Genomic DNA, 24,296 nt, shown 5'->3' with positions numbered 1-24,296 from the left:
CCTAGCCGGTCTTTTCGTAGAAACAGATAAAGTGGATCGGGGGTAAGGAAAGATCTAAATATCTTAGGAGGGACTTTTATGCTCAACCGCGCTATTGATGGGCTGAAACACCATATTGTATCAGCCGTACAGGAATCTATTCGAATCCCCAGCGTTGCGGGGACTCCTGAAGAAAATGCTCCTTTCGGGCGGGAGGTCAGGCGCGCCCTTGACCATACACTGACCCTGGCAGAAGAGCTTGGCTTCCGAACGAAAAACGTAGATAACGTGGCAGGGTATGCCGAATGGGGAGAAGGGGAAGAAATGGTTGCAGTTCTCGGCCATCTCGATGTGGTGCCAGAGGGAAAAGGCTGGACCTGCGATCCTTACAGCGGAGAAATCCATGACGGAAAGATATGGGGGCGGGGGGTTCTTGACGACAAAGGCCCTACGTTGGGAGCGCTATTTGCGCTGAAAGCCATTAAAGATCTTCAAATTCCCTTAAAACGGCGAATTCGCATCATCTTTGGAACCAATGAAGAATCAGGCAGTCAGTGCATGGCTCGCTACGTCAAAACTGAAGATCTGCCAGCAGCTGGATTCACTCCCGATGCAGAGTATCCCATCATCTATGCCGAAAAAGGGGTTTTGACAGTAACGTGTAAAGCTTCTTTCGAAGGAGATGGCCCGGTTGTCATCTCTTCCCTCAATGGCGGGGTGGCTCCTAATGTTGTGGCTGCGTCAAGCCAGGTTATCCTTCGGGCTCCAGCCGAAGAGAGAAGACGCCTCGCATCCATAGTGGATTCCTGGAATGGACCTGATAGAAGCGGATATAAGATAGTCGAAGACACCGCTGAGGGAACCCTTGTAATAGAAATTCAGGGAGTACCTGCCCATGGAAGCACTCCAGAGCTTGGTGTGAACGCTCTTCTCTGTGTCAATGATATTCTTTCAAAGATCAATTTGGGAGGCTCCCAGGCTTCTTTTGTACGTTCCCTTAACGGTATCATTGGCTTTGAAACAGATGGAAAATCCCTTGGCGTTGCCATGAGAGACCGTATTTCTGGACCGTTGACCGTCTGTCTTGGGACAATGAGCAGCAACGGACCTGAAGTTGAATTTACCTTAAATTTGCGCTATCCCGTAACGAAAAAAGAATCTGATGTTATGCCAATTCTCGAGAAAACCCTCACTAATGCGGGCATAACCATTACGAAGGTGAAACATGCAGCTCCTCTCTATGTAGATCCAGAAACTGAACTGATCAAAACTCTTAAGAGGGTTTATGAAGAACAGACGGGCCTTCAGGCCGATCTTCTTGCTATTGGCGGCGGCACCTATGCAAAATCTATGCCTAATGTAGTGGCTTTTGGCCCCATCTTTCCAGGTCAGTCTTATACGATTCACGAAGAGAACGAGTGTTGGGCAATAGAGGATCTGATGAAAAATGTGAAGATAATGGCTCAGGCCATGGTAACGTTGGCGCGTTAGGCGATGAAGTAAAGGTAGAGGAAACTCCATCTTACGAACTGATAAGGAGGTGCCCCTGATGGAACGAGAAAAATACGTTATTATCGGTGGCGATGCGGCGGGAATGTCAGCGGCAGGGCAGATCCGAAAGTTGCAGCCCAAAGCTGAGATCGTAGCATACGAACGCTCTCCCCATACATCCTATTCAGCATGCGGCATGCCCTATTACATAGCCGGCCTGGTGGAAAAAGAAAACAAACTCATTGTTCGGACACCTGAGGAGTTTATGTCTAAGCAGAACATACGGGCCCTCGTGCTTCATGAAGTGCTTAGTGTGGATATTCAGGATAGAACTGTCAATGTTTTGGATTTGAAAACAGGGGAAGTTTTTGCCGATACCTTTGACCATCTGCTTTTTGCTACAGGATCTCAACCTATCCGTCCGGCTGTAGAAGGCCTTGATGGAGAGGGAGTTTTTCAGCTGAGCGTTCTGCAAGATGGTATTTTGCTTCATCAATTTATTGAAGAGAGACAGCCTCAGCGTGTAGTAGTGGTTGGGGGAGGCTATATTGGCCTTGAAATGGCCGAAGCCTTTTGTATGAGGCGGATGAAGGTGAGCCTGGTGGATCGTTCGTTTCAGGTCATGAATACCTTCGATATAGACATGGCGGAGCATATAGCTCAGGCCATTCGCCACGTGGGCACCGAACTCTATCTTGGTGAAACGGTGAAAGCCATTGAAAGAGACAGCGGCCGGGTTAAAGCAGTTATCACAGACCAGCGCGCCATCCCCGCAGATATGGTTATTCTTGGTCTTGGCGTGCGTCCCAACTCGAAACTTGCCAAGGAGGCAGGCCTTCCTCTTGGCGCAAAGGATTCAATTCTTGTAGATCAGGCCATGGCAACAGAAACAGAAGGTATTTGGGCTGCCGGTGACTGTGCCCAAACATGGCATATGGTAACAAACCGCCCCTTTTGGATCGCCCTTGGATCTGTGGCCAATAAAACGGGCAGGGCCGCAGGCATAAATATGGCAGGGGGAGAGGAACGTTTCCCCGGAGTCATAGGAACAGCAGTGAGCAAGCACTGCGAGCTTGAGGTGGCAAGAACAGGGGTCTCTGAGAAAGAGCTGGAGGACCTTGATTTTAATTACGACACGGTGACTATTAAAAGCAAGACCCAGGCGGGCTATTATCCTGACGCTGGGCAGATCCACGTAAAAATGATTGCGGAAAAGCCGGGAGGACGCATTCTAGGTGCCCAAATCGTGGGAAATCATGGTTCTGCGAAGCGTATTGATGTGGTTGCCACAGCAATAGCAGCACGAATGACTGTACGTGAGCTTGTAGATCTTGATTTGGGATATGCCCCGCCATTTTCCCTTCCCTGGGATCCAATACAAATAGCTGCCCGCCAGTTGATATGATTAGAAGTTAGGCCATAAGAAAATGGGCCCTCCCATCGAGAAGGACCCATCCTCTTATTTATTCAGGACTGTGAAGAATTAAAAGTTCTATTATCTCATTCCATTGGCAAGCCTCTGGTTAAACATCCAGCGGGATAGCTCCTGACGAAGGTTGAGCATCTTTTCATGGAGTGACAAGGCTTTCTCGCGATTGACCTGGGGCTGTGCAAGCTCTAGTCGCAATTCCAAATGGGTTCTTTTCATCTCATCTCGTTTGTTCAGAATATCCTGAGGAATATTCCTCTGATCAAAAGGAAGGTTGCTTGAATTCCTAAATCCCATCCCTGGTTGTGTTCTTCTCATCATGTGATGGCCGAAACTCTGATTTTGAGCACTGCCATAGGCCATATGACCTCTTCCTCCATATCTTCTGCCAGTGTTGCCGCCGCCATGGGCCCACGCTGAACCTGCGAAGGTTAAAACAAGAACTGCTATGACAACAATAAAGAAACTTTTCTTCATCACTAAACTCCCCCTTAATTAAATGGTATCCATATTTTAAAACCCTGGGGGAGTTTGCATATCGTGAGAAAGGACAGTGAGAATTTCGGCATTTTTACTGAATTTCTACCGCAATTCGTAAGGGCAGGCCAGGAAAAATTTGTCTAGAGAAGATTAGAGATCTTCTATTACATGAAATCCTGCGGTTTCAATTTTCTTTTTCTCGCAGACCTGGCGAACAGCTTCTTCTTTATCACAAGGGTAGCTGCAGGCAAGACCGCAGCTAGCAGAAATCTGGCGGGGAACGGGGATAATCTTTACGTCCATTCCCTCTTTTCGACACAGTTTTTCGAACATGAGGGCCATACTGGTGACATGAAAGGTTACAAGACACTTCATAAAAATGTTTCCTCCTCGTGTTTAATGGAATCCTGAAACTCGCAATCTACTTTCTACACTAAAGCAGATAACGTCATAATATCATGAAAGTATTTTCTTGACGGCATAGATAAATCATGGTAAGAAGAGAGCAACTTTTTATGTGAGGTTGTTGTTTTAATGAAAAAATCTTTAGTTCGTGAATTTTTTTCTTTCTTTTTTGCCTATTGGTACCCATGCGAGGAGGCCCTATAAGCCTGCTGGCGCAGGTACTTTGTGCGCTTCAAGGCCAGGACCTCCGAAGACGGGGTCCTGGCCTTTTTTATTTAAATAAATTCCTAAAGGAGGAATAGAAATGAATGCAGTAACAGCACTTTTAGTCATAGCAGTTGTTTACGCTATCGGTGATTTTGTAGCTCAAAAAACAAAGGCTGTCTGTTCCATGCTTTTTGTTTCCGGCATTATTTTCATGGTGGGGTTCTGGTTTGGCATTCCCGCAACACTCTTTGAAGATGCTGTTATAGTCAAACTGGCTATTGCCCTTATTCCCATGTTGATGATCCATATGGGCACTTTGATGAAACTTCGAGATCTCAAAGAGGAGTGGAAGACCGTCATTATAGCTCTCGGAGCTATCGTTGCCGCCGCGGCTGCCCTCTTTATCATCGGTTCGCCCATCATAGGCAAAGAGTATGCTGTTCCTGCCGCAGGCCCTATTTCAGGCGGGGTTGTAGCGACCCTTATTATGAGCGAGGCTGCCAAAGCCAAGGGGCTTGAAACAGTGCTTGTTTTTGTTACATTGCTCCTCGTTCTTCAGAATTTTGTGGGTCTTCCTGTTGCTTCTGTCTGCCTTTCCAGAGAAGGCCGGCGCCTTCGTGAAATTTTCAGGAGGGGCGAAGGTCTTACAGCTGATAAAGGAAGCAAGGCCAAAAGCAACCCAGAGGAGCCCACATGGAGACTTTTTCCTGCTACCCCCAAAGATTTGCAAACGCCTTTTATACTCATTATGAAGGCCATGCTTGTCGGCTGGCTCGCTGTTATGTGTGCCAAGGCCCTTGGCGGGGTAATAAATCAATTTGTTATGGCCCTTATCTTTGGAATTGTTTTTTACGAAATTGGTTTCCTTGAGCATAAAATTCTCGACAAGGCCAATTCCACAGGCTTGGCCCTTTTCGCCCTTTTAGTGCCTATATTCATGAGCCTGAACAAGGCAACCCCCCAGATGGTGGCGTCTCTGATTTTTCCCATCGTCGTAGCCTTCGCAGTTTCCGTAGTCGGTATTGCCATTGTCGCCTTTGTCTCATCTAAGATCTTTGGTTACACCTGGGAAATGTGTCTGGCTGTGGGGGTATGCTGCCTCTTTGGTTTCCCCGGAACATTTATTGTTTCTCAGGAAGTGGCCAATGCCGTGGGAGAAACATCAGAGGAAAGGGATTTTATACTCACGGGCATTCTTCCCAAAATGCTTGTATCCGGTTTTACTACAGTGACCATTGCATCTGTCTTCCTTGCGGGATTCCTCGTGAAATTACTTTAGGTCAAAGGAGCTATTATTATGAACACAGAAAAAATCCACGCCCTTGCATCTGAAGTTGAGCAGAAAGTTATAGAGTTCCGTCATGAACTTCATGCTCATCCAGAGCTGTCGTGGAAAGAAGAAGAAACATCAAAAAAGATCGAATCGGTCTTAATAGACCTTGGATATGAAAATATCCGTCGAGGTTTTTATGGAACAGGGTCGGGAGTCATAGCGGATATAACAGGAAAGGAAGATGGCCCGGTCATTGCTATCCGAGCTGACATCGATGCCCTTCCTCTTCAGGAAGCTGTGGATGACCCCTGGAAATCCACTTGTGACGGGGTTATGCATGCCTGCGGACACGACGCCCATGCGGCGATCCTTCTTGGGGTGGCCCATGTTCTCGCTGCCCTTAAAGAAGAACTGCCCGGCCGGGTCCGCCTCGTCTTTCAGCCGGCGGAGGAGGCGGGGGTTAATTCTGGTGCTCCGATGCTCATTAAAGAAGGCGCGTTGGCTGGAGTGGACGCAATTTGCGGGCTTCATGTCTGGAGTACCCTTGAGGCGGGAAAGATAGGTTTTCGCAGTGGCCCCATGATGGCCTCTGCCGATATATGGGAGATCGAAGTAAAGGGGCGGGGAGGACACGGATCAAGGCCCCACGAGGCCATAGACCCCACTATAGCCGCGGCCACCATAATTACGACGATTCAAACTGTAGTGAGCCGTGAAATAGACCCTCTTGAGACAGCGGTTCTTAGCGTTGGAAAGATTGAGTCGGGAACAGCAGTCAACATTATTCCAGAGACAGCCCGTATCCAGGGCAATGTGCGCACAACAAACCCTCAAGTCAGAGAAAGCATGGGGGGGCGGATCAGCCGTATTGCTGAAGGAATTGCCGCAGCCCTTCGATGTGAGGTCAAGGTCGATTTTATACCTATCTATCCTGTCACGGTCAACGATGCGGCCATGGTAGGCCTTCTTAGGGAAACCACAGGTGAACTTCTGGGTGAAGAAGCCCTTGAGGAACTTCCCATTATCATGGGATCTGAGGATTTCAGCTTCTATCAGCAGAAAGTGCCAGGAGTGCTATTCTTCCTCGGGATGGGCGATCCATCAAAGGGAACGGATGCTCAGCACCATAGCCCCAATTTCCGAACAAACGATAGCGTGTTGCCCAATGGAGTGGCCCTCCTTTCGTCTTTGGCCTGGCGTTTTCTTGAAACTTTTAATAGATAAGAGAGAAGGCATGAGAAAAATTTCCGATTATAATAGAGTGTGAATATATGCATCATGATAAGAAAGAGAATAGAGGTGGGAGAGTATGATGAAATGTCTTCATGAGTCTTTCAGAGGTTGTGAGATAACAGATCTTGATACCCCTTCATTACTTGTGGACCTGGATGTTATGGAGAGAAACATAAGCTGGATGCAGCAAAAGGCCCAGAGAGCAGGGGTCAATCTTCGCCCTCACATAAAGACCCATAGAACGCCGGATATAGCAAAAAAACAGCTGGCTGCCGGCGCTAAAGGTATTACTGTGGCAAAGCTTGGCGAAGGAGAGGTTATGGCGGCAGAAGGGATTGACGATATTTTTATAGCCAATGAGCTTGCGGGCGATATAAAAATGGATCGTCTTCTTGCCCTCGCTCGAAAAACAACCCTCGCTGTAGGTGTTGATCATCCTGATCATGTCAAAATGCTGGCGGAAACCTTCGATGGGGAGTCTCGTCCCATGGAAATAATGATTGATGTGGACACCGGTTATCATCGTACAGGGGTGGGCTCAAAAGAAGAGATTCTTGAGTTGGCGAAACTTATTCGATACCGTGACTCTCTTAAATTGAGAGGTATCTTTACCCACGATGGGAACTGCTATAATGCGACAACCATATCAGAAGTCCGGTCAATTTCCCAAAGCAGCCAAAATATGATGCTTGAGATGGCTGAATTTCTTCGAAAAGAAGGCATAGGGGTTGAGGAGATCAGTATTGGCTCTACGCCATCTCTTCTTGTTTCGGAAATTATGCAGGGAATTACAGAGATCAGACCGGGAACCTACGTGTTTCTGGACGCCGACCAGGCAGGGGTTATAGGAACCTACGAACATTGTGCCCTCTCAGTGCTGGCTACGGTAATCAGCTGCCCGGCTCCTGACCGTATAGTTCTGGACGCTGGAACGAAGGCGCTGACCTTTTATTTTCACCGTGGGAACATAACATCGAGCCCCGGTTTCGGACTGCTGAAAAAGAGACCCACCGTCTATTTGAAAAGCCTCTCAGAGGAGCACGGCATGTTTACCCCTCCCGAGGACATGGCATTCCGCATCGGTGACAAGGTAGAGATCATACCCAACCACGCGTGTCCCACATGTAATCTGTATCCTGTACTTTACGGCGTGAGGAATGGACAGGTTCAGGAGGAGTATAAGATTCTAGCCAGGGGAATGTCGAAATAGGATTATATACTATATTTTGATCGATACAAGAAACGCCCCATCTTTTCTCCCTGAGAAGAAATGGGGCGTTTTTACATACATTTCTTTGCTGGTCGAGCGCTATGGATGACCCATTTCTTCAATTTGACGCAGCACTTCTTCCCGCAGGCTGTTTAGAGGAATGCCAGTTTCTTTCGAAATTCGTTTGAGGTCTTCATACTCTGGATTGGCGCGAAGCCTTTCGTTCCCCCACCAGGCTTCTTTGATCCGCACCAGGCCAAAAGTAGTTTCCATTGGCGTAATGTGGTGGCGAAGCTTTATCCGGTCTACTTCAGAACGCCGCAGCCCCAGCGTTGTAGTTCCCTTTAAGATAATTTCCGCGGCTTGTTCTTCCTGGGAAAGAGATACAAGGCAGCAAAGGCGAATGGCAGGCCGTCCCTTTTTCATGATAATGGTTTCAAGCCAGACATCCATGGCGCCAATAGAGAAAAGACGTTCCATTACAGGCTCATAGTATTGAGGGTTCATATCGTCAATGTTCGTTTCAAGAAGGATTCCTACATCGCGAATAAAGGGCTCTTCTTTTGATGCTGAAGGGGCATTGTCCTTCTCTTTTGTTTCCTCAAGAAGGGTAACTCGTAAAAAGTTTGGAATATCGCTTTCACGAGACCCTAACCCCCGTCCGCTTCCCATCACCTTGCCTGCCGGCATGGTTCCAAAGTGGGATGCAAGCATCTTCACCAGCAGGGCTCCTGTGGGGGTAACCCGCTCTATGGGAGAGCCTGCTGAATATACGGGCATGCCAATGAGGAGATTTTCAGTGGCGGGAGCTGGAACAGGAAGAACGCCATGAGCGCATCTGATCGTTCCGCTTCCCACATTAAGAGGCGAGCAGATAACAGAGTCAGGTTCGAGCATTTCCATGAGAACAAAGGCACCCACAATATCAACAATGGAATCAACAGCTCCCACCTCATGAAAATGGACCTTCTCCGGAGGAAGGCCATGTACTTTTCCTTCAGCTTCGGCAAGGAGCTTAAAAGCGTCTTTGCTCTTTTGTTTTACGTTATGGGAAAGGCCGCTTTTGTCAATAACATCCCACACGTCCATAAGTCCGCGGTGAGGGTGATCCTCCGTACTTGTAACGGTCAGATCGATGCCGGAAAACCCGTTCCGCACGGTGTCCTTGATATGGATCTCATATCCCGCGCCGCTATCATGGTGTACCTCACCATGATGATGGTGCCCCGATGGAATTCGCAAGGTTTCCATCTTTTCAAGAAATTCTTTTCTATCGAGCCCAAGATCTAGAAGGGCCGCGAGGAACATGTTTCCTGAAATACCAGAAAAACAATCCAGGTAAAGAGTTTTCATATGTGCTCCGTCCTTCCTGAAAGATCTTTTTCTTCTATCCACTTTCTTCCCCATTCATATCCCTGCAAATCGAGCATGAGATGGTGAAAGCCTTCTTTCATCCCTATTTCGAGAATTTCCTCTCTTCGCGTTAAAGCCTGTTCCATGAGAGTCTGAGGAACTTGCAGACAGGCTATGGCTCCCAAAACCTTTATCCTCACCTGTGAAAACCCTGCTTTTCTTAAGGCCCATTCAGCTCTGGCGACACGTGAACATTCTGCTGCCGCGAGAGGATGTCCCTCAGGAAAACGGGTGGCAAGACACGCTGTTGCCTGTTCGTCCCACCATGAAATATCCAGTTCTTTGGCAAGAGTTCGCACCTTGTCTTTCGAAAGACCACCCTCCGCAAGGGGGGAATAGATTTGGGGCATTTCTTTCAGTACTTTTGTGCCAAGACGTGTAGCATCTTTGAGGTCATCCGCGTTAGAGCCTTCCAGAACAAGATCGGCCTCTATGCCTTTGGCAAATTCAAGGAGCTCCCGTCCCCGTGCTTTCTTGCAAAATCTACAGCGTTCACTGCTGTTGTTCATAACTTCGTCTACATCCAGCTCGGGGCCAGGGAGAGGGTGAAGGGTAACTCCCAGGCTGTGGCAAAATAGGCCCCCCCGTTCCATCTCCTCTGGGAAATGCAAAAAGGAACGAAACATGGCAGCATGTACATCCTCCGGAGCCATGAGAGACGCCATGATAGCCACCACTACGGCGCTGTCAATTCCTCCAGAGAAAGAAACGACACATCGTCGAGATTGCTTCAGTTTTTTAATAACAGCATCAGGTAAATATTTTTTTAAGATAGTATAGCTCAACTCTCCCACCAACTCTCTTTTAAACATCAATGATTGTATCATTTTCTCTTACTGTGGTTCACCACTTTTCCTATCCGTGGTATTCTAACACCATATAAAAAAGAAAGAAGGGGCCGCCTATGAGAAAACGCCTGGAAGAAATCGCTTTCTCCCGTCTTAAAAACGATAAAGATAATGCTATTCTCTGGTGGGAAGGAAAGTGGTTATCAGGAAGCCATGTGCTGGATGTCGTTGATCAGTGCCGTAAAAACCTGGAGGAAAAAGGTTTTGGCGCTGGGGACCGTCTGGTTCTTTTTCTTCCCAACTCTCCTCTGGTACTCTATCTTTCCCTTGCCGTGTGGCAGCTTGGGGGAACCGTCGTTCCGCTGAACAGTCGTTCGGGAAAAGAAGCCACTATTGCCATGCTCCATCATATTTGTCCATGGGGCGTTATTACTTCTGATGAAAAAGGGGTTGTGGCTGAAGCCCTGTCCCTCTCTTCCTTTCCCTGGACCGTTGCTCCTCTTGAAGGACCTCTCCCGCCCTTTCAAGGCCGTCATGTGGAGAAGGGGGATCCTGAAGTTGCCGTTATTTTTGCTACTTCTGGAACCACGGGGGATCCCAAGGCAGTGCCTCTTACCCATTCAAACCTTTACGATAACACTCTGAAGGTACAGCAGACCATAGAGGGTTTTGAGGAACATCAGACATTGCTGAACGTGCTGCCCAATTTTCACTCTCTGGGATATACGATTTGCGGATTATTGCCCATGCTCTGGGGTCTTCGCGAAGTGATAGTCCCTTCCTTTATGCCCACAAAGAACTTCTTCAGGGCCCTTCGTGATTCAGAAACAAATATCCTTATCGCAGTTCCCACGATGCTGCCCTTCCTCCTCGGGGCTGTGAGTAAGGGAGAGGCTTTGCCTTCCTCTCTCCAGTATATTCTTACCGGGGGGGGAGCCCTGGAACCAGAGCTGGAACAGCGGGTTCGAGATACTTTTAGCGTTATTATCTATCAAGGATACGGCCTTACCGAATGTTCCCCTGTGGTTTCATGTAACCCTAACGACACGATGCGAAAAGAGGGCACGGTGGGACCAGCCCTTCCAGGCTACTCTCTGGATGTTCGGGACGAAGAGGGAAACTCCCTGAAAAAAGGAAAGGAAGGCGTTCTCTGGGTTAAGGGGCCTTCTGTTGCTTCAGGCTACTTAAAAGCCCCTGAATTGACAGCCGAACGATTTTCTGAAGGGTGGTTCAATACTGGAGATATGGTTCGGATCGACGAAGATGGCTTTATTACAATTCTTGACAGGGTCAGCGATATGCTTATTGTTGGCGGGTACAATGTCTTCCCTCAAGAAATAGAGCGAATCCTGAAACGCCACCCCGACGTTATCGAAGCGGCTGTCATTGGCGGCAAACATCCTGTAAGCGGAGAAATTCCGGTGGCATTTGTGGTAAGGGAAGAAGGAAGCGGACTCACGTCTTCTGAACTGGCGAATTTCTGTAAAGATCAGCTTGCCTATTATAAAATTCCCAGAAAGATATGTTTTGTGCGAGAGCTTCCTCTTTCAGGAGTGGGGAAAGTTTTAAGAAGAAAGCTGAGAGAGCAGCAGCTCAGAGAGTTAGAGCAGAATAACCGAGTAATATAAGTTTACTCCATAAACCAAAGAGAGGCGATATTTCCACCGCCTCTCTTTGGCTATGTAAAGATTACGTTTTCGTACTTTTAGATTCTTGCCACGCCTGTCCTTCTAGCTGCTTCGGCCACTGCTTTAGCAACGGAGGGAACAACCCGCGAATCAAGGGGCTCGGGGATGATCCGCTCAGCCGTCAGCTCTTCATCTGATATGAGCGACGCTATTGCTTCACTGGCAGCAAGCTTCATTTCTTCATTTATTGTGCTGGCCCGTACATCGAGTGTTCCTCTGAAAATGCCTGGGAAGCCAAGACAATTGTTTATCTGGTTTGGAAAATCACTTCGTCCTGTAGCGACAACAGCGGCTCCGCCAGCCTGGGCCTCATCAGGGTAAATTTCAGGGGTTGGGTTGGCCATGGCAAAAAGAATAGGGTCCTTGGCCATGGTCTTCACCATTTCTGTGGTCACCACTCCGGGAGCCGAAATGCCAAGGAAGACATCGGCCCCCTTCAGGACCTCGGCAAGGTTTCCCATCTCTTTATTGGGATTTGTCTCTTTTGCAATCTCATCTTTGGCCCAGTTCATATGCTCAGGCCGGCCATTGTAAATAGCGCCGCTCCGGTCGCAGAGTATAACATTCTTTGCTCCGGCAGAGAGCAAAAAGCGGCATATGGCAATGCCAGCGGCACCAGCGCCGCTCATGACGATCTTCACATCTTCGATGTTTTTCTTAACCAGCTTGAAAGAGTTTATGAGGCCTGCAAGAACTATAACCGCCGTTCCATGCTGATCATCATGGAATACGGGAATATCACATACCTCCTTAAGCCGGCGTTCAATTTCGAAGCATCGGGGAGCTGAAATGTCCTCAAGATTTATGCCGCCAAAAGCTGGGGTAATAAGGGCAGTGGTCCGCACGATTTCTTCAGGATCCTGGGATCTGATACAGATTGGAAAAGCGTCTACATTTGCAAAGCGCTTAAAGAGAACGGCTTTGCCTTCCATGACAGGCAGGGCTGCGTCAGGGCCAATATCTCCCAGACCAAGCACGGCAGATCCGTCGGTAACGACAGCCACCATGTTTCCCTTAGAGGTGACATCATAGACAGCGTCAGGGTTTTTCTCTATTTCTCTGCACGGTTCAGCGACGCCTGGAGTATAGGCGATGGCAAGGTCTTCCATACTTTCAACAGGAAGTTTGCTTGTAATGGCAACTTTCCCTTTTGACTGCTGATGGGCTAATAGGGCCTTGGCGAAGATTGCTTCTTTCCGCATGGGAATCCTCCTTTTATTTCGTGGGCTGCTAGGCGAGATAGCGAATTCCCCCGATAGTTTATAATTACCAGCTTATTATTCTACACATCAAATCGCCTTTTCGTCTTCTTTTTCTTTGACGACTTATAAAAAATTATGAGAGAATAAACAAAAGAGAGGTGAGTGGTATGGCAAACAGGTTTTTTCGTTGGGTGGGTATTGTCTGTCTTATCTTTTTATTTGCAACAGCTGCTCTCGCCCAAAGTTCTGTTCAACCCGATGAAATAGAACTCCCAGAATCCCTGAAAAATTCCGGGAAGGAGGTTTCCGCTCCAATCTCAGAGGATGGAGCCTCCCAATCCTTGCCAGAAGGGCTTCGACAAGAAATAACTTATTCAGATCAGGGGACTCCAAGAGAGGTGAGACATAGCTTTCTTCATGTAGAAGGAAACCCTGTGCCGGATACTTTTTCCTATCTGGAATATAAAGATTCTGCCTGGGTCTTTAAGAGCCGAACCGTCCCCTGGGGAGATGATGGATATTGGACTGTCAAAAAGAGAAACACCACAGAGGGGCAAAAAATAATCACAGACGGCATAAAACAGCGGGGCTGGTATAGAGGAAAAGTGCGTTTAAGGGGCACTCCTGAAAATTGGGTCTACGTGGAATGGAAAGATGGGCGGGGCTTTGTGGCTCCTCACCGAATGGAGGCCTTTGCCGGAGAACTTGACCTTCCCTTCCTTCCCAGAAGAAAACAGGCGGAGTGCCGTACCACCTGATAAAAGAAACAGGCCCCGGTTCGGGGCCATGGTAAAATAAAAAAAGAGTGAGTGTTTTAGCTTGTTTCTTCTAAAGACTGTGCGTATACTAGGCAGGTTGAGTTAAAATACTAAGATAAAGCTGTCAAGTAAAGAAGTGGGAGGACGTAATGCGGGCTTTAACATCGAACTTTGCCAAAGGGCTTATCACCCCCTGTCTTAAAATAAAAACAGTTTCTTTCGTGGAAGAAATGAGCTCACAGCGCCAAGCCTTGAGAGCAGGTTCTCCTATGGCAGGTCACAAAAATAAAACAGTAACTGCAACTACAATGACTACCACGTCGACTACTACGTCGACTACTACTACATCAACTGCTATGACATCAGGAGTTTGTACGGAACAATACCATAAAGGGCCTCTTCGGGGGTCCTTTATTTTATTTAATAATTCATAAAAAGGTGATGAAGGAGGAGTGGGTGGTGAAAAATTTTTTGGTCACAGGGTGTCTAGGGCAGATTGGAACGGAACTTGTAAAGAAGCTTCGTTGCCAGTACGGCTCCGACCATGTTGTGGGGTCTGATATTAAAACGACAGGCATAGAAAAGCTTGGTGACGGACCTTTTGAAATTCTTGATGTCCGTGAAAGTGACACCCTTGTACGTATTGTGGAGAAATATAATATTGATACGATTCTTCATCTGGCGGGTCTTCTTTCGGCTGTTGGCGAAGCAAAGCCTCAGCTTGCCTGGCAAATTAATGCTGGCGGGCTTTTTAATACATTAGAAGTAGCGCGAGAAAAACAGTGTGCGGTTTTTTTCCCCAGTTCCATAGCGGCCTTTGGGCCTAATACACCTTTGGACCATACGCCTCAGGATACCATTCAAAGGCCCGCCACCATGTATGGCATTACGAAGGTAACAGGAGAGCTTCTTTGCGATTACTACCATAAAAAATATGGCCTGGATACACGAGGTGTCCGTTTTCCAGGCCTGATATCCTACGAGACAGAACCAGGTGGAGGAACGACTGACTATGCCGTAGAAATTTACTATAAGGCTATTGCCGATGGTCATTATGATTCATTCATTGCCGCGGGCACCTATATGGATATGATGTATATGCCCGATGCTATAGATGCTGTTATCCAGCTTATGGAGGCAGATTCTTCAAAACTGAAACATCGCAACGCCTTCAATATTTCTGCCATGAGCTTTGATCCCGAGGAGTTGGCGGCTTCAATCAGAAAGTACATACCCCATTTCACGTTGGGATATAAAGTGGATCCTGTTCGACAGTCTATTGCCGAGTCCTGGCCAAACTCTCTGGATGTAAGCGCTGCCAGGGAAGAGTGGGGATTTGACCCCAAATATGATCTCGATAAAATGACCGAGGATATGTTGGCCCATCTCAAAGAGACCCTAAAAGTGAAAAAATGTAACAAAAAGTAAAAGAAAAATTATCTAAGAGGGGGAAGAAAAGATGACCATAAAGAAAACCTTTATTACAGAAGAGCTGGACCGGTTGAAAAGGGAAGGCTTGTATACGAATATACCTGTCATAGCAGGCCCTCAGGGAGCATGGGTAGAGATAGAGGGGAAAAAATATCTTTCGTGCTGCTCTAATAACTATCTGGGTTTCTGTAACGACCCCGCTCTTATTGAAGCGGTCAAGAAGTATGTTGATAAATGGGGAGTTGGGCCCGGAGCGGTCCGTACCATTGCGGGAACCCTTGACCTTCACCTGGAACTAGAGAAAAAACTCGCAGAATTTAAGGGTACAGAGGCGGCTATGGTGGTCCAGTCCGGTTTTTGCGCAAACCTGGCAGCCATTCCTCCTCTGGTAAGCAAAGGAGATCTTATCTTTAGTGACGAATTAAACCATGCGTCAATTATCGACGGGTGCCGTTTAAGCCGAGCTGAAATAGTCCGCTTTAAACACGCGGATCCAGAGAATCTTGATGCTCAGCTGGCAAAATATGACAATGTAAACTGTCACAAACTTGTTATCAGCGATGGGGTCTTTTCCATGGACGGCGATATAGCTCCGCTGCCAGCGCTTGTTGAAGTGGCAGAAAAGCATGGAGCTATGATCATGGTGGATGACGCCCATGGAGAAGGTGTCCTTGGCCGAGGCGGCAGAGGTATTGTGGACCACTTCAATCTTCATGGCCGGGTCGATGTAGAAGTTGGCACCCTTTCCAAGGCTTTTGGCGTAGTTGGCGGTTTTGTAGCCGGAGATGCCGAATTGGTAGATTATATTAGGCAAAAAGCTCGTCCCAACCTTTTCAGCAGCGCTATGACCGTTCCTGATATTGGTGCGAACCTGGCTGCCCTTGAAGAGCTTTCAAGAAGTGAAGATCGGGTTAAACGCCTCTGGGAAAACGGACGATACCTCAAAAAGGGACTTAAAGACATGGGCTTCAACATTGGGCATAGCGAAACGCCCATCACACCTGTCATTATTGGGGAAGCTACAGAGGCCAAGAAATTCAGCGCCCGCCTCTTTGAAGAGGGAGTCTTTGCCGGCGCTATTACATTCCCCACAGTGCCTATGGGGACAGCTCGCATTCGAGTGATGGTCTCAGCTGCTCACACAAAGGAAGACCTTAATTTTGCCCTTCAGAAATTCCAGCTTGTTGGAGAGGAAATGAAAATTATCTCATCATCGAGATAGATATAAACGAGGATACACATAGAGTGGAAGGAGAAATGTATATGTTTGAGAAAGCATGGGAAGAATTAGAGAAGACGGATCGGGCCATAGCTGACGTTATAACCCGTGAACGGGAGCGTCAGGAACATGGCATCGAGCTTATAGCCTCAGAGAACTTTGTATCCCCCGCCGTCATGTGCGCCATGGGATCAGTGCTGACCAATAAATACGCGGAAGGCTACCCTGCCCACCGCTACTACGGAGGCTGCCACGTAGTTGATGAAGCCGAGAACCTTGCCCGTGACAGAGCGAAACAGCTTTTTGGCTGCGACCACGTGAACGTCCAGCCTCACTCCGGCTCCCAGGCCAACATGGCAGTCTACTTTACATGCCTTGAGCCCGGCGACACCATTCTGGCCATGAACTTGTCCCACGGCGGCCACCTGACCCATGGCTCCCCGGTGAACTTTTCCGGACAGCTGTACAACATCATTCCTTACGGAGTGAGCAAAGATACAGAGACCATCGACTTTGCCGAAGTTGAACGCCTTGCCCTAGCCCACAGGCCTAAGCTCATCGTCTGCGGCGGCAGCGCCTATCCCCGTGAGATTGATGCGGAGAAATTCCGCGAGATAGCAGACAAGGCAGGCTCTCTGCTGATGTTCGACATTGCGCACATAGCGGGTCTTGTGGCGGCGAAGCTTCACAAAGACCCCATTCCATTCTGCGATTTTGTCACCACCACCACCCATAAGACCCTTCGCGGCCCCCGCGGCGGCATGATCATGTGCCGAGAGGCCTTTGCCAAGGGAGTTGACAAGAGCATCTTCCCCGGTATGCAGGGCGGTCCTCTTATGCACATTATCGCGTCCAAGGCAGTGGCTTTTGAGGAAGCCCTTCAGCCGTCCTTCAAGGAGTACCAGGGCAGAATAGTTAAGAACGCGGCCTCCCTCGCGGAAGCCCTTCTGAAACATGATTTTCATCTTGTTTCCGGTGGAACGGACAACCACCTTATCCTGATCAACCTCACGAGCCGTGGCGTAACGGGTAAGGCCCTTGAGACAGCCCTTGACAAGGCAGGCATCACGGTGAACAAGAACACAGTGCCTTTCGACACCCAGAGCCCCTTTATCACCAGCGGAGTGAGAATCGGCACGCCGGCGGTGACCACCCGCGGCTTTGGTTCCAGCGAGATGAAGCAGATAGCGTCCTGGATGGACGAAGTGGCGAAGAACGTAGAGAACGATAAGGTACTTTCCCGCATCCGCGCCGAGGTCCTTGATCTCTGTGGCAAATATCCCCTCTACGCGGGAATGTAAGCGTCTTGCCGTTGTAAGTTACTTGCTTTTAAAAGGCCATAAGTATGGAGGGTCGGATGATTTCCCGACCCTCTTTTTAACGAACCTTCCACTGACCGCCGTTCTTTCCGGCAGCTTATGCCGTCCGCGTTCCTGACAAGAAGCAGCTGCAGTTTCTTTTTAGCTTCACTATCCTTATTCCCATCGCCACCCCTCAAGTTAGGTATGATCCAGGTCTTTGTGGCAGCTGCTCTCGCCCTTTTTGCCGCCATGGCGATCATGTTCTACGAGCGTTTTCTTGTTTTGAAAGGTCAATAACACTCCAGAAAAATGCTTCCATTATGATAGAATGTTGAACACTACATCTAGGGAGGAGAGAGGCATGAAGTTTTTTATAACAGGAGGGGGCGGCCAGTTAGCCCTTGCCTTCCAGCGGCTTTTAAAAGAGGAAAATCTGCCTTTCGCTGTATATTCCCGCCAGGAGCTTGATATAACAGACATCACAAGAGTGCGAAAACGAATGCAGGAGGAAAAGCCTGATGTCGTTATAAATTGCGCGGCGTGGAATGATGTGGACAGCGCCGAGCAGAACTGGCGGGGCGCCTATATGGTCAATGCCATTGGCCCAAGGAACCTGGCCATCGCAGCAGAAGAACTGGGGATTCCCCTTGTAACCTTCAGTTCTGATTATGTTTTTAACGGAAAAAGCGTCCGGTCATGGACCATCGCAGATAAACCGGATCCTATTAATGTATATGGACAGACAAAACTTCTGGGAGAAGAATTTGTAAAAGATCACATCCGCCGTTTTCTCATCGTACGGGTGAGCTGGGTCTTCGGGCCAGAAGGAAGGGAAGAATCGAACTTTCTCAAAAAGGTTCTGCGGTGGAGCCGAGAGAAGGATGAGCTAAAAATTGTCTCAGATCAGATCTCAAGCCCTACATACGCACCTGATCTTGCGGAGCGTGTAATGGAACTTCTAACCCTTCGCGCGTGGGGAACCTATCATCTGTCGTGCAGCGGACGGTGCAGCCGTTATGAGTGGGCTTCTTTTGCCCTTAAAGAAATAGGATGGAAAAAGAACATTGTTCAGGCACAGAGCAATGAATTCAGAACCCTTGCCCAGCGTCCAGCCATGAGCTCTCTTGACTCCTTCCCCTTAGAAGAATTCGGCATTTTTATGCCGCGGTGGGAAGATTCAACCCTGCGTTTCCTTAAAGCCATAGGGCAGAAAAATGGCGGTAACAACAATGTATAGCGGTCATTTTGACGGAGCGTCGAGGGGAAACCCCGGTGAAGCCGGGGCTGGAGCTGTTCTGTACAACGAAGAAGGACACATGGTATGGCAAAAGTTTGCCTACCTCGGCTCACAAACAAATAACGAAGCTGAGTACGGAGGTCTGCTCCTCCTCCTTCGAGAAATACAGCTTAGAGGAATTAAAAAAATTGTGATTCGAGGAGATAGCCGTCTCGTTATTTGTCAGATGAAAAAAGAGTGGAAGGTCAACAGCCCTCACTTGAAGGAACTCTGGGAGGAAGCCCAGAGTCTGCTCAAAGGATGCCAGGCAACCTTCGAGTGGGTTCCAAGAAAGGAAAACAGCAATGCGGACCTGCTGTCGAATAAGGCTATTGATGAGCATTCAGGAAAAGCAGTTCTCAAGGCAGATTTGAATGCTGTCCGTTTAGAGCGAATCACACCCACCATTTTCATTGCCCACGGTTCTGAAGATTATGCTGTGGATATCCTTCACCGGGCATGTACCTGCCCGGCATTTGTCAATCGCAAGCAGTGCAAGCACCTTGAAGCGGCATTGCGAAAGCTAGAGCAGAAACCGTCTTTCGATTAAATCAGCAGAGTAATTTAAGGGAGGCCCATGGCATGACATCGGAGTATGATCGTCGGACCTTTTTTCTGTGCTGGCTCGTTACCTATCTTGGGCAAGCCTATCTATCTATGTTCTTTTTGTATCCTGTAGCCTTGCAGCGGCAGGGGATCCCCTTGGCTCTCTCTGGCTGGCTCATGAGTATCTTCAGTGTGGGTTCCATGCTTATGCGTCCGGCAGGCAGCATATTAAACGAAAGGCTCGGGGTGAGAAAAAGCCTTCTCTACGCATCGGTTTTTCTTTTTTGCTGCTCTATGCCTCTTCTCTTTTTCCGATCCTTTAATGCCCTCCTTGTTGCTCGAGGACTCATGGGTCTTTTTTATGGCGTTGTCATGCTTGCTGTGACCACGTATCAGGCCCTGAGCATCCCGGAAGAGCGAAGGGGAAGCCTCTATGCGTGGATAGCCGTGGCCTATGTGCTGCCGCAACTTTCCATAGTGCCTCTAAGTGAGTTTCTTATTTCCTCCATAAGTGTCCAAGCTTTTCTGGCCCTGGCACCGGCCGTCGCTGCTGCAACGTTCCTGATCTCAAAAAACCTCCCGAAACTCAAAAATTTCTCAAAAGAAAGCAAAGTCAATTCTGAATCAGATTCTCAGGAAAACAGCCTTTCGCCAGACCAAGATTCAAAGGTGGTATTTCCGGCTTCTTCACAGCAATGGGGCAGCTGGGGTGAAATGGTTCGTGTGAAAGGGTTCTGGCCTCTTGTTTTAACACTTTTAACCTGGTCTTTTGTCAATACCTCCACATTACAGTATATGCCGGCCTTTATACGCTCCCGAGGTTTGATTGCCAGCTCCTTTGTGGCCGCAAATGCCGGGGTTTCTCTTTCCTTGCGGCTTTTTGCCACGAGATTTATGGACCTCATCGACAGAAGAACAGGAGCTGCCCTTGCCATCACCTTAATGGGAGCTGTTGTGGTTGGAACGCGCTTTGCCTTTTCAAACCATTCATTTTTCCTTTTGGGACTCATCTATGGATTGGGAATGGGTTTAGGTTTTCCTATGATACTGGCCCTTATGCCAGATGTTTTTCCCGAGCGGCTGAGGCCCAAAGGCATTGCCATCGGCACCCTGCTCATGGAATCGGGTTTTATTTTTACCCCTTTTATCATCAGCTACGGAGGGGGCTTCTTTGGCTTGGGAAATGTCATGACCTTCATCGGGGTTACTGCCCTTGCCGGAGGGTTTTTCCTGAGTCTCCACGTATGGCGGAAAGCGTAGGAATAGCTGCTACAAGCGCCCTCGTATAGGCATGTTTCGGTGCGGAGAGCAGGGCTTCTGTAGAGTTCTCTTCGCAACATTCTCCCTCGAGGAGGACAATGCCTCGTTTTGCCGCCCCACGGGCCAGATAGAGATCATGGGTGACAAAGACCATGGCCATCCCCTCTTTCACCCTTTCATTGAGCACATGGATAATTTCACTTCTGGTAGAAGCGTCCTGCATGCTTGTGGGCTCGTCGCACAGCAGCAGGGCAGGCTCCAGAATCAGAGATCGCGCAATAGAAACTCGCTGACGCTGCCCCCCTGATAATCCGGAGCGGACCCTTGATAGAAGAATGCGCTCCTCTTCTATGCCGAGGGTTTTTAAAAGGCGGCGGGCCTTGCTATAGGCCTCAAGACGAGATTTTCGCCCATTCACGATAATCCAGGGTTCTGCCACAGCATCGAGGACGGTAAGGGTGGGCGGCAGGCTTCCGTAAGGATCCTGGGGCACATAGCCGCATCTTCTCCTCAGCTCTATAAGCTGGGAGTGGGAACATTTGTCGATGTTCTCACCAAAGAGTTCCACATTTCCTTCAGTTGGACTTATCAGACCAAGCAGAACCCTGAGAAGTGAAGTTTTTCCGCTTCCTGATTCTCCTATCAAAGCCAGACTTTCCCCCTGCTGAAGAGAGAGGGAAATGTTGCGAAGGGCCCATTGTCCCGAATTTTTACCATCCCTTGAGGGGTAGAAGACGCTAACCTTATCTGTCTTTGCTATAGGGTTTGTCATACGTATTCACCTTCCAGTTCCAGCAATGCTTTCACGAGTTGTGTCGTATGTCTGTGGCGAGGTTTTGTGACAATATCAGCGGGGGCCCCCTCTTCCACGATCTCTCCCTCATGCATCACGGCGATGGCGTCGCAGATCTGGACGGCCAGTGGCAGGTCGTGGGTTACGAGGAGAAGGCCCATGTTTCTGCCTCGGGCCAATCGTTCCAAAGTAAGGATAATTTCCTTTTGTGTAATGACGTCTAGTGCGGTAGTCGGTTCATCAGCGAGAAGAAAGTCTGGGTCGCAGGCCAGGGCTGTGGCGATGGCGGCACGCTGCTTCTGTCCCCCAGAGAGTTCATGAGGGTACCGATTGGCCAGGGACCACTCAAGATCAGCTTCCTCAAGAAGGGAGCGGCAGCGATGTCTGCGCGCTTCTCCCGAAAGTCCAAGATGGATTGCGAGAACTTCTTCTATATGCTTCCCAATGGTCAGCACAGGAGTAAAGGAATTCATGGCCCCCTGGGGGATGAGGGCGATATCCTTCCAGCGGATGGCGTTGAGCATTTCCGGCCGGAGAGAGATAAGATTGAGATTGTCGAAAATAACGGCTCCAGACACCTCTGTGTTTGAAGGGAGGAGTCCTGGAATGGCCATAAGCAGCGAACTTTTTCCGCTCCCTGATTCTCCCACAAGGCCAGTGATCCTCCCACGGGGTATGGAGAGGAAGGCATTCTTTACAGCTGACACGTCGTGGCTTTCGGTTTTATAGGTAATGGAAAGATCAACGATTTCAATCATAGCCGACGAGCCTCCTTCAGTTGAGGATCCACCTGTTCCTCCAGAAACTTGCCGAGGTCAAGGAAAATCAGACACAGCAGAGTAATGCCCAATCCCGGAGGGATCAGCATCCACCACGCCCCCTGGGTGAAAGCCCCGAAGGAATGGGCTTCATGAAGCATTCGCCCCCAAGAGATGATGCGGGGGTCGGAGAGGCCGAGAAAAGAGATACCTGCCTCTGCCAGAATGGCTCCGGGAACGCCCAGAGCTATATTGGCCAGAAGAAGGGGAAGGGTCTCGGGCAGCAGATGGCGCCACAGAATATAAAAGGTGGGTGCGCCAAGGCCGCGCAGCCCTTCAATATAATAGCTGTCCCGCAGCGATAACGTCATGGCTCTAACTGTTCTGGCGGTTCCCATCCACGAAAAGAGTGAAAGTATGAGCACTAGCTGCCACAATCCCTTGCCCCAGAAAGCGGCAAGCACCATAAGGATGGGAAGAATGGGAATGGAGAGAAGAATATCCACGGCGCGCATAATGGCCCCATCCACCCAACCTCCTTTATATCCGCTTGCCAGGCCGAAGAAGAGCCCCAGCAAAGAAGCGAGAAGGGTAGCAGAAATGCCGACGATAAGAGAAACCCGGATTCCGGCGATAAAGAGGGCAAAAATATCCCGCCCCCGCTGGTCAGTTCCCAGAAATCCCCATCGGCCTCCTTTCAGGTGGAGGATGATGGTTCCATCTATGGCCTGAGCAGGTTCCAGCTTCAGGGAGTATTTCCCCTTCTCTGAAAAAAGCGCTCCGGCTACCTGGGTGAAGGGGCTGAGCCCCAGCATCTGTTTAAAGGAGAGGTCTCGGCTGTCAATGTCAAAGAAGCTGGCTCCTCCAGGGAGCTTCTGAAGAATCATTCTTTTTGACGGGGTTTCCCAGATAAGGGCTGCTGGAGCGGCGAGGGTCACCTTCCCAGAAAGATGAACCTGGGATGGGGCTTCATACTCCCAATCCACATGGGCCTCCACCGACGTATCTGAAAGGGTTATGGCCATGGTGGGAGGAAGGTTCCTGTTAAGCCATAAGGGCGTTGAAAAGGGCGGCGCCACCTCTAAGTTGGGAGAAATGGTAAAAAAGTGAGACCCAAGAAAACCGACGGACAGAAGGAGCAAGAGAGTGATAAAACTCCATCGAGTGAAAAGGCCTCTCATCAGCGCCCCCTCCTTTCAAAGCGGACACGGGGATCGACCAGGCCGTAGAGCAGGTCTGCGACGAGGTTGCAGAACACCGTCATGATGGCTAAAAGGTAAAAGGAAGCTCCGGCAGCAGGGTAGTCCTGACCAGTCACCGCTTCGAGCAGAAAACGTCCCACTCCGTGGAGGGAAAAAACAGTTTCCGTTATGACCGCTCCTGAAATAACTCCGGGCAAAGAGAGAAGGAGGATTGTCAAAAGGGGAGGCAGGAGGGTGCGGAAAGCGTGATTCCAGACAATGCGCTTCTGTGGAAGTCCTCGGGCACGGCCCATGAGAATAAAATCCTCACCCATAACCCTCACCATAAGATTTCGTACGTAAAGGGCCCATCCGCCAAAACTGAGAAGAACCAGAGAGCTTACAGGAAGGGCGAGATGCCACATATAGTCAGAAACCCTGGCCCAGAAGGCCGTGGGCGGAGGAACAGAAATGCTCCCGCGCAAGGGGAAAACCGGAATAGCGTAGGCAAAGGTCATGAGGAGCACCAGCTGCACGAAAAAAGAAGGGAAAGAAAAAGAAACGGCACCGCTCCATAGCACCATCTTCTCGAGCCAGCGGCCCCGTTCCAGCGCAGCCTGGATCCCGAGCCAGGTTCCAAGAAGAGCGGAAAGGAAAAGGGCGCTCCCCAGAAGGGCCACGGTATTGGGAAGGCGCGAGGCCAGCTCATCCCATACAGGGCGACCTGTTAAAAAGGAATAGCCAAACTCGAAAGTAACCATCTGTTTCATATAGAGCAAAAACTGAAAGCTTAAAGGCTTGTCGAGGCCGTAAAGCCGCTGTAACTCAGCTTTTGCTTCAGGAGAAAAGCGTGGATCGAGAATAGAGGCCACAGGATCTCCCGGCATAAGGCGAAAAAGCAAGAAATTTAAAATGAGCACTACGAGCAGCACCAGAAAAGAGCCTGCAACCCTTCGCAACCAGTAATTTTTCATC

Annotated in this window: 24 protein-coding genes; 14 read left to right on the top strand and 10 right to left on the bottom strand. The window is 49.1% G+C overall.

Features of this window, described 5'->3' with window-relative positions:
• Positions 1 to 78: 78 nt before the first annotated feature.
• The gene (gene pepV / locus AMICO_RS09160; protein WP_013049175.1) at positions 79 to 1,470 is read left to right on the top strand and encodes a dipeptidase PepV; all 1,392 of its coding nucleotides are present in this window, start codon (positions 79 to 81) and stop codon (positions 1,468 to 1,470) included.
• A gap of 58 nt (positions 1,471 to 1,528) precedes the next feature.
• Entirely contained in the window at positions 1,529 to 2,875 is a 1,347-nt protein-coding gene (locus AMICO_RS09155; protein ID WP_013049174.1) for an FAD-dependent oxidoreductase, read from the top strand.
• A gap of 90 nt (positions 2,876 to 2,965) precedes the next feature.
• On the opposite strand, the gene AMICO_RS09150 is transcribed toward AMICO_RS09155, so the two are convergent.
• Positions 2,966 to 3,376, bottom strand: a complete 411-nt coding sequence (locus AMICO_RS09150; protein ID WP_013049173.1) for a hypothetical protein — start codon at positions 3,374 to 3,376, stop codon at positions 2,966 to 2,968.
• A gap of 153 nt (positions 3,377 to 3,529) precedes the next feature.
• Positions 3,530 to 3,754, bottom strand: a complete 225-nt coding sequence (locus tag AMICO_RS09145) for a putative Se/S carrier protein (protein WP_013049172.1) — start codon at positions 3,752 to 3,754, stop codon at positions 3,530 to 3,532.
• A 334-nt stretch (positions 3,755 to 4,088) separates the two neighbouring features.
• Here AMICO_RS09145 and AMICO_RS09140 point away from each other — a divergent pair, with 334 nt between their 5' ends.
• The 3 genes from AMICO_RS09140 (at position 4,089) to AMICO_RS09130 (ending at position 7,707) form a co-directional block, all read left to right on the top strand.
• Positions 4,089 to 5,270, top strand: coding sequence for a hypothetical protein (locus AMICO_RS09140; RefSeq protein ID WP_013049171.1), 1,182 nt, complete (start codon positions 4,089 to 4,091; stop codon positions 5,268 to 5,270).
• Positions 5,271 to 5,288: 18 nt separating this feature from the next.
• Complete coding sequence (locus tag AMICO_RS09135) at positions 5,289 to 6,488, top strand: M20 metallopeptidase family protein (protein WP_013049170.1); 1,200 nt, start codon at positions 5,289 to 5,291, stop codon at positions 6,486 to 6,488.
• 85 nt (positions 6,489 to 6,573) lie between these two features.
• On the top strand, positions 6,574 to 7,707 hold the full coding sequence (locus AMICO_RS09130) for an alanine racemase (RefSeq protein WP_013049169.1): 1,134 nt from the start codon (positions 6,574 to 6,576) through the stop codon (positions 7,705 to 7,707).
• 99 nt (positions 7,708 to 7,806) lie between these two features.
• On the opposite strand, the gene larC is transcribed toward AMICO_RS09130, so the two are convergent.
• Together larC and larE are read right to left on the bottom strand one after the other, a co-directional pair.
• Positions 7,807 to 9,060: a nickel pincer cofactor biosynthesis protein LarC gene (larC, locus tag AMICO_RS09125; protein WP_013049168.1), complete on the bottom strand. Its 1,254-nt coding sequence runs from the start codon at positions 9,058 to 9,060 to the stop codon at positions 7,807 to 7,809.
• Positions 9,057 to 9,932 carry an ATP-dependent sacrificial sulfur transferase LarE gene (gene larE / locus AMICO_RS09120; protein WP_052292819.1) on the bottom strand — a complete coding sequence of 292 codons (876 nt, stop codon included), beginning with the start codon at positions 9,930 to 9,932 and terminating at the stop codon, positions 9,057 to 9,059. The genes larC and larE overlap by 4 nt, the downstream gene beginning before the upstream one ends.
• Positions 9,933 to 10,024: 92 nt before the next feature.
• Here larE and AMICO_RS09115 point away from each other — a divergent pair, with 92 nt between their 5' ends.
• On the top strand, positions 10,025 to 11,536 hold the full coding sequence (locus AMICO_RS09115) for an AMP-binding protein (RefSeq protein WP_013049166.1): 1,512 nt from the start codon (positions 10,025 to 10,027) through the stop codon (positions 11,534 to 11,536).
• 77 nt (positions 11,537 to 11,613) lie between these two features.
• Here the strand turns inward: AMICO_RS09115 and AMICO_RS09110 are convergent, their stop codons facing one another.
• Positions 11,614 to 12,798, bottom strand: a complete 1,185-nt coding sequence (locus tag AMICO_RS09110; protein WP_013049165.1) for an NAD(P)-dependent malic enzyme — start codon at positions 12,796 to 12,798, stop codon at positions 11,614 to 11,616.
• 167 nt (positions 12,799 to 12,965) lie between these two features.
• On the opposite strand from AMICO_RS09110, the gene AMICO_RS09105 reads away from it, so the two are divergent.
• The 5 genes from AMICO_RS09105 to AMICO_RS09085 all read left to right on the top strand — a co-directional run bounded on the left by AMICO_RS09105 (position 12,966) and on the right by AMICO_RS09085 (position 17,507).
• Positions 12,966 to 13,556, top strand: a complete 591-nt coding sequence (locus tag AMICO_RS09105; RefSeq protein WP_013049164.1) for a hypothetical protein — start codon at positions 12,966 to 12,968, stop codon at positions 13,554 to 13,556.
• A 149-nt stretch (positions 13,557 to 13,705) separates the two neighbouring features.
• Positions 13,706 to 13,990 (top strand): hypothetical protein, encoded by a 285-nt coding sequence (locus tag AMICO_RS09100; RefSeq protein ID WP_013049163.1) that lies wholly within the window; start codon positions 13,706 to 13,708, stop codon positions 13,988 to 13,990.
• A gap of 25 nt (positions 13,991 to 14,015) precedes the next feature.
• The gene (locus tag AMICO_RS09095) at positions 14,016 to 14,984 is read left to right on the top strand and encodes an L-threonine 3-dehydrogenase (protein WP_041459391.1); all 969 of its coding nucleotides are present in this window, start codon (positions 14,016 to 14,018) and stop codon (positions 14,982 to 14,984) included.
• A 31-nt stretch (positions 14,985 to 15,015) separates the two neighbouring features.
• Positions 15,016 to 16,209 carry a glycine C-acetyltransferase gene (locus AMICO_RS09090; protein ID WP_013049161.1) on the top strand — a complete coding sequence of 398 codons (1,194 nt, stop codon included), beginning with the start codon at positions 15,016 to 15,018 and terminating at the stop codon, positions 16,207 to 16,209.
• Between the two features lie 41 nt (positions 16,210 to 16,250).
• Positions 16,251 to 17,507: a serine hydroxymethyltransferase gene (locus AMICO_RS09085; protein WP_013049160.1), complete on the top strand. Its 1,257-nt coding sequence runs from the start codon at positions 16,251 to 16,253 to the stop codon at positions 17,505 to 17,507.
• Here AMICO_RS09085 and AMICO_RS09080 read toward each other — a convergent pair.
• Entirely contained in the window at positions 17,492 to 17,767 is a 276-nt protein-coding gene (locus AMICO_RS09080; protein ID WP_041459390.1) for a hypothetical protein, read from the bottom strand. The two genes, AMICO_RS09085 and AMICO_RS09080, sit on opposite strands and share 16 nt — an antisense overlap.
• A 101-nt stretch (positions 17,768 to 17,868) precedes the next feature.
• Between AMICO_RS09080 and rfbD the strand changes: the two genes are divergently transcribed.
• From rfbD to AMICO_RS09065, 3 genes are read left to right on the top strand one after another with little or no spacing between them, the layout of a single operon-like run.
• On the top strand, positions 17,869 to 18,744 hold the full coding sequence (gene rfbD, locus AMICO_RS09075) for a dTDP-4-dehydrorhamnose reductase (RefSeq protein WP_013049159.1): 876 nt from the start codon (positions 17,869 to 17,871) through the stop codon (positions 18,742 to 18,744).
• Positions 18,722 to 19,333, top strand: a complete 612-nt coding sequence (locus AMICO_RS09070; protein WP_211204278.1) for a ribonuclease HI family protein — start codon at positions 18,722 to 18,724, stop codon at positions 19,331 to 19,333. Before rfbD ends, AMICO_RS09070 begins: the two co-directional genes overlap by 23 nt.
• Before the next feature lie 32 nt (positions 19,334 to 19,365).
• Positions 19,366 to 20,589 carry an MFS transporter gene (locus tag AMICO_RS09065; RefSeq protein ID WP_013049157.1) on the top strand — a complete coding sequence of 408 codons (1,224 nt, stop codon included), beginning with the start codon at positions 19,366 to 19,368 and terminating at the stop codon, positions 20,587 to 20,589.
• Here AMICO_RS09065 and AMICO_RS09060 read toward each other — a convergent pair.
• Genes AMICO_RS09060 through AMICO_RS09045 form a run of 4 tightly spaced genes read right to left on the bottom strand, consistent with a single transcriptional unit; the run spans position 20,534 to position 24,295 of the window.
• Positions 20,534 to 21,361 carry an ABC transporter ATP-binding protein gene (locus AMICO_RS09060; RefSeq protein ID WP_013049156.1) on the bottom strand — a complete coding sequence of 276 codons (828 nt, stop codon included), beginning with the start codon at positions 21,359 to 21,361 and terminating at the stop codon, positions 20,534 to 20,536. The two genes, AMICO_RS09065 and AMICO_RS09060, sit on opposite strands and share 56 nt — an antisense overlap.
• Positions 21,358 to 22,140, bottom strand: coding sequence for an ABC transporter ATP-binding protein (locus tag AMICO_RS09055; RefSeq protein ID WP_013049155.1), 783 nt, complete (start codon positions 22,138 to 22,140; stop codon positions 21,358 to 21,360). Before AMICO_RS09055 ends, AMICO_RS09060 begins: the two co-directional genes overlap by 4 nt.
• Complete coding sequence (locus AMICO_RS09050) at positions 22,137 to 23,321, bottom strand: ABC transporter permease (protein WP_013049154.1); 1,185 nt, start codon at positions 23,319 to 23,321, stop codon at positions 22,137 to 22,139. Before AMICO_RS09050 ends, AMICO_RS09055 begins: the two co-directional genes overlap by 4 nt.
• The gene (locus AMICO_RS09045) at positions 23,321 to 24,295 is read right to left on the bottom strand and encodes an ABC transporter permease (RefSeq protein WP_013049153.1); all 975 of its coding nucleotides are present in this window, start codon (positions 24,293 to 24,295) and stop codon (positions 23,321 to 23,323) included. The genes AMICO_RS09050 and AMICO_RS09045 overlap by 1 nt, the downstream gene beginning before the upstream one ends.
• Between the last annotated feature and the right edge of the window lies 1 nt (position 24,296).

This window comes from Aminobacterium colombiense DSM 12261 (assembly GCF_000025885.1).
GTDB lineage: Bacteria > Synergistota > Synergistia > Synergistales > Aminobacteriaceae > Aminobacterium > Aminobacterium colombiense.
The sequence above is the reverse complement of the archived record's forward strand: the minus strand, read 5'-3'. Positions and strand labels throughout refer to the sequence as shown.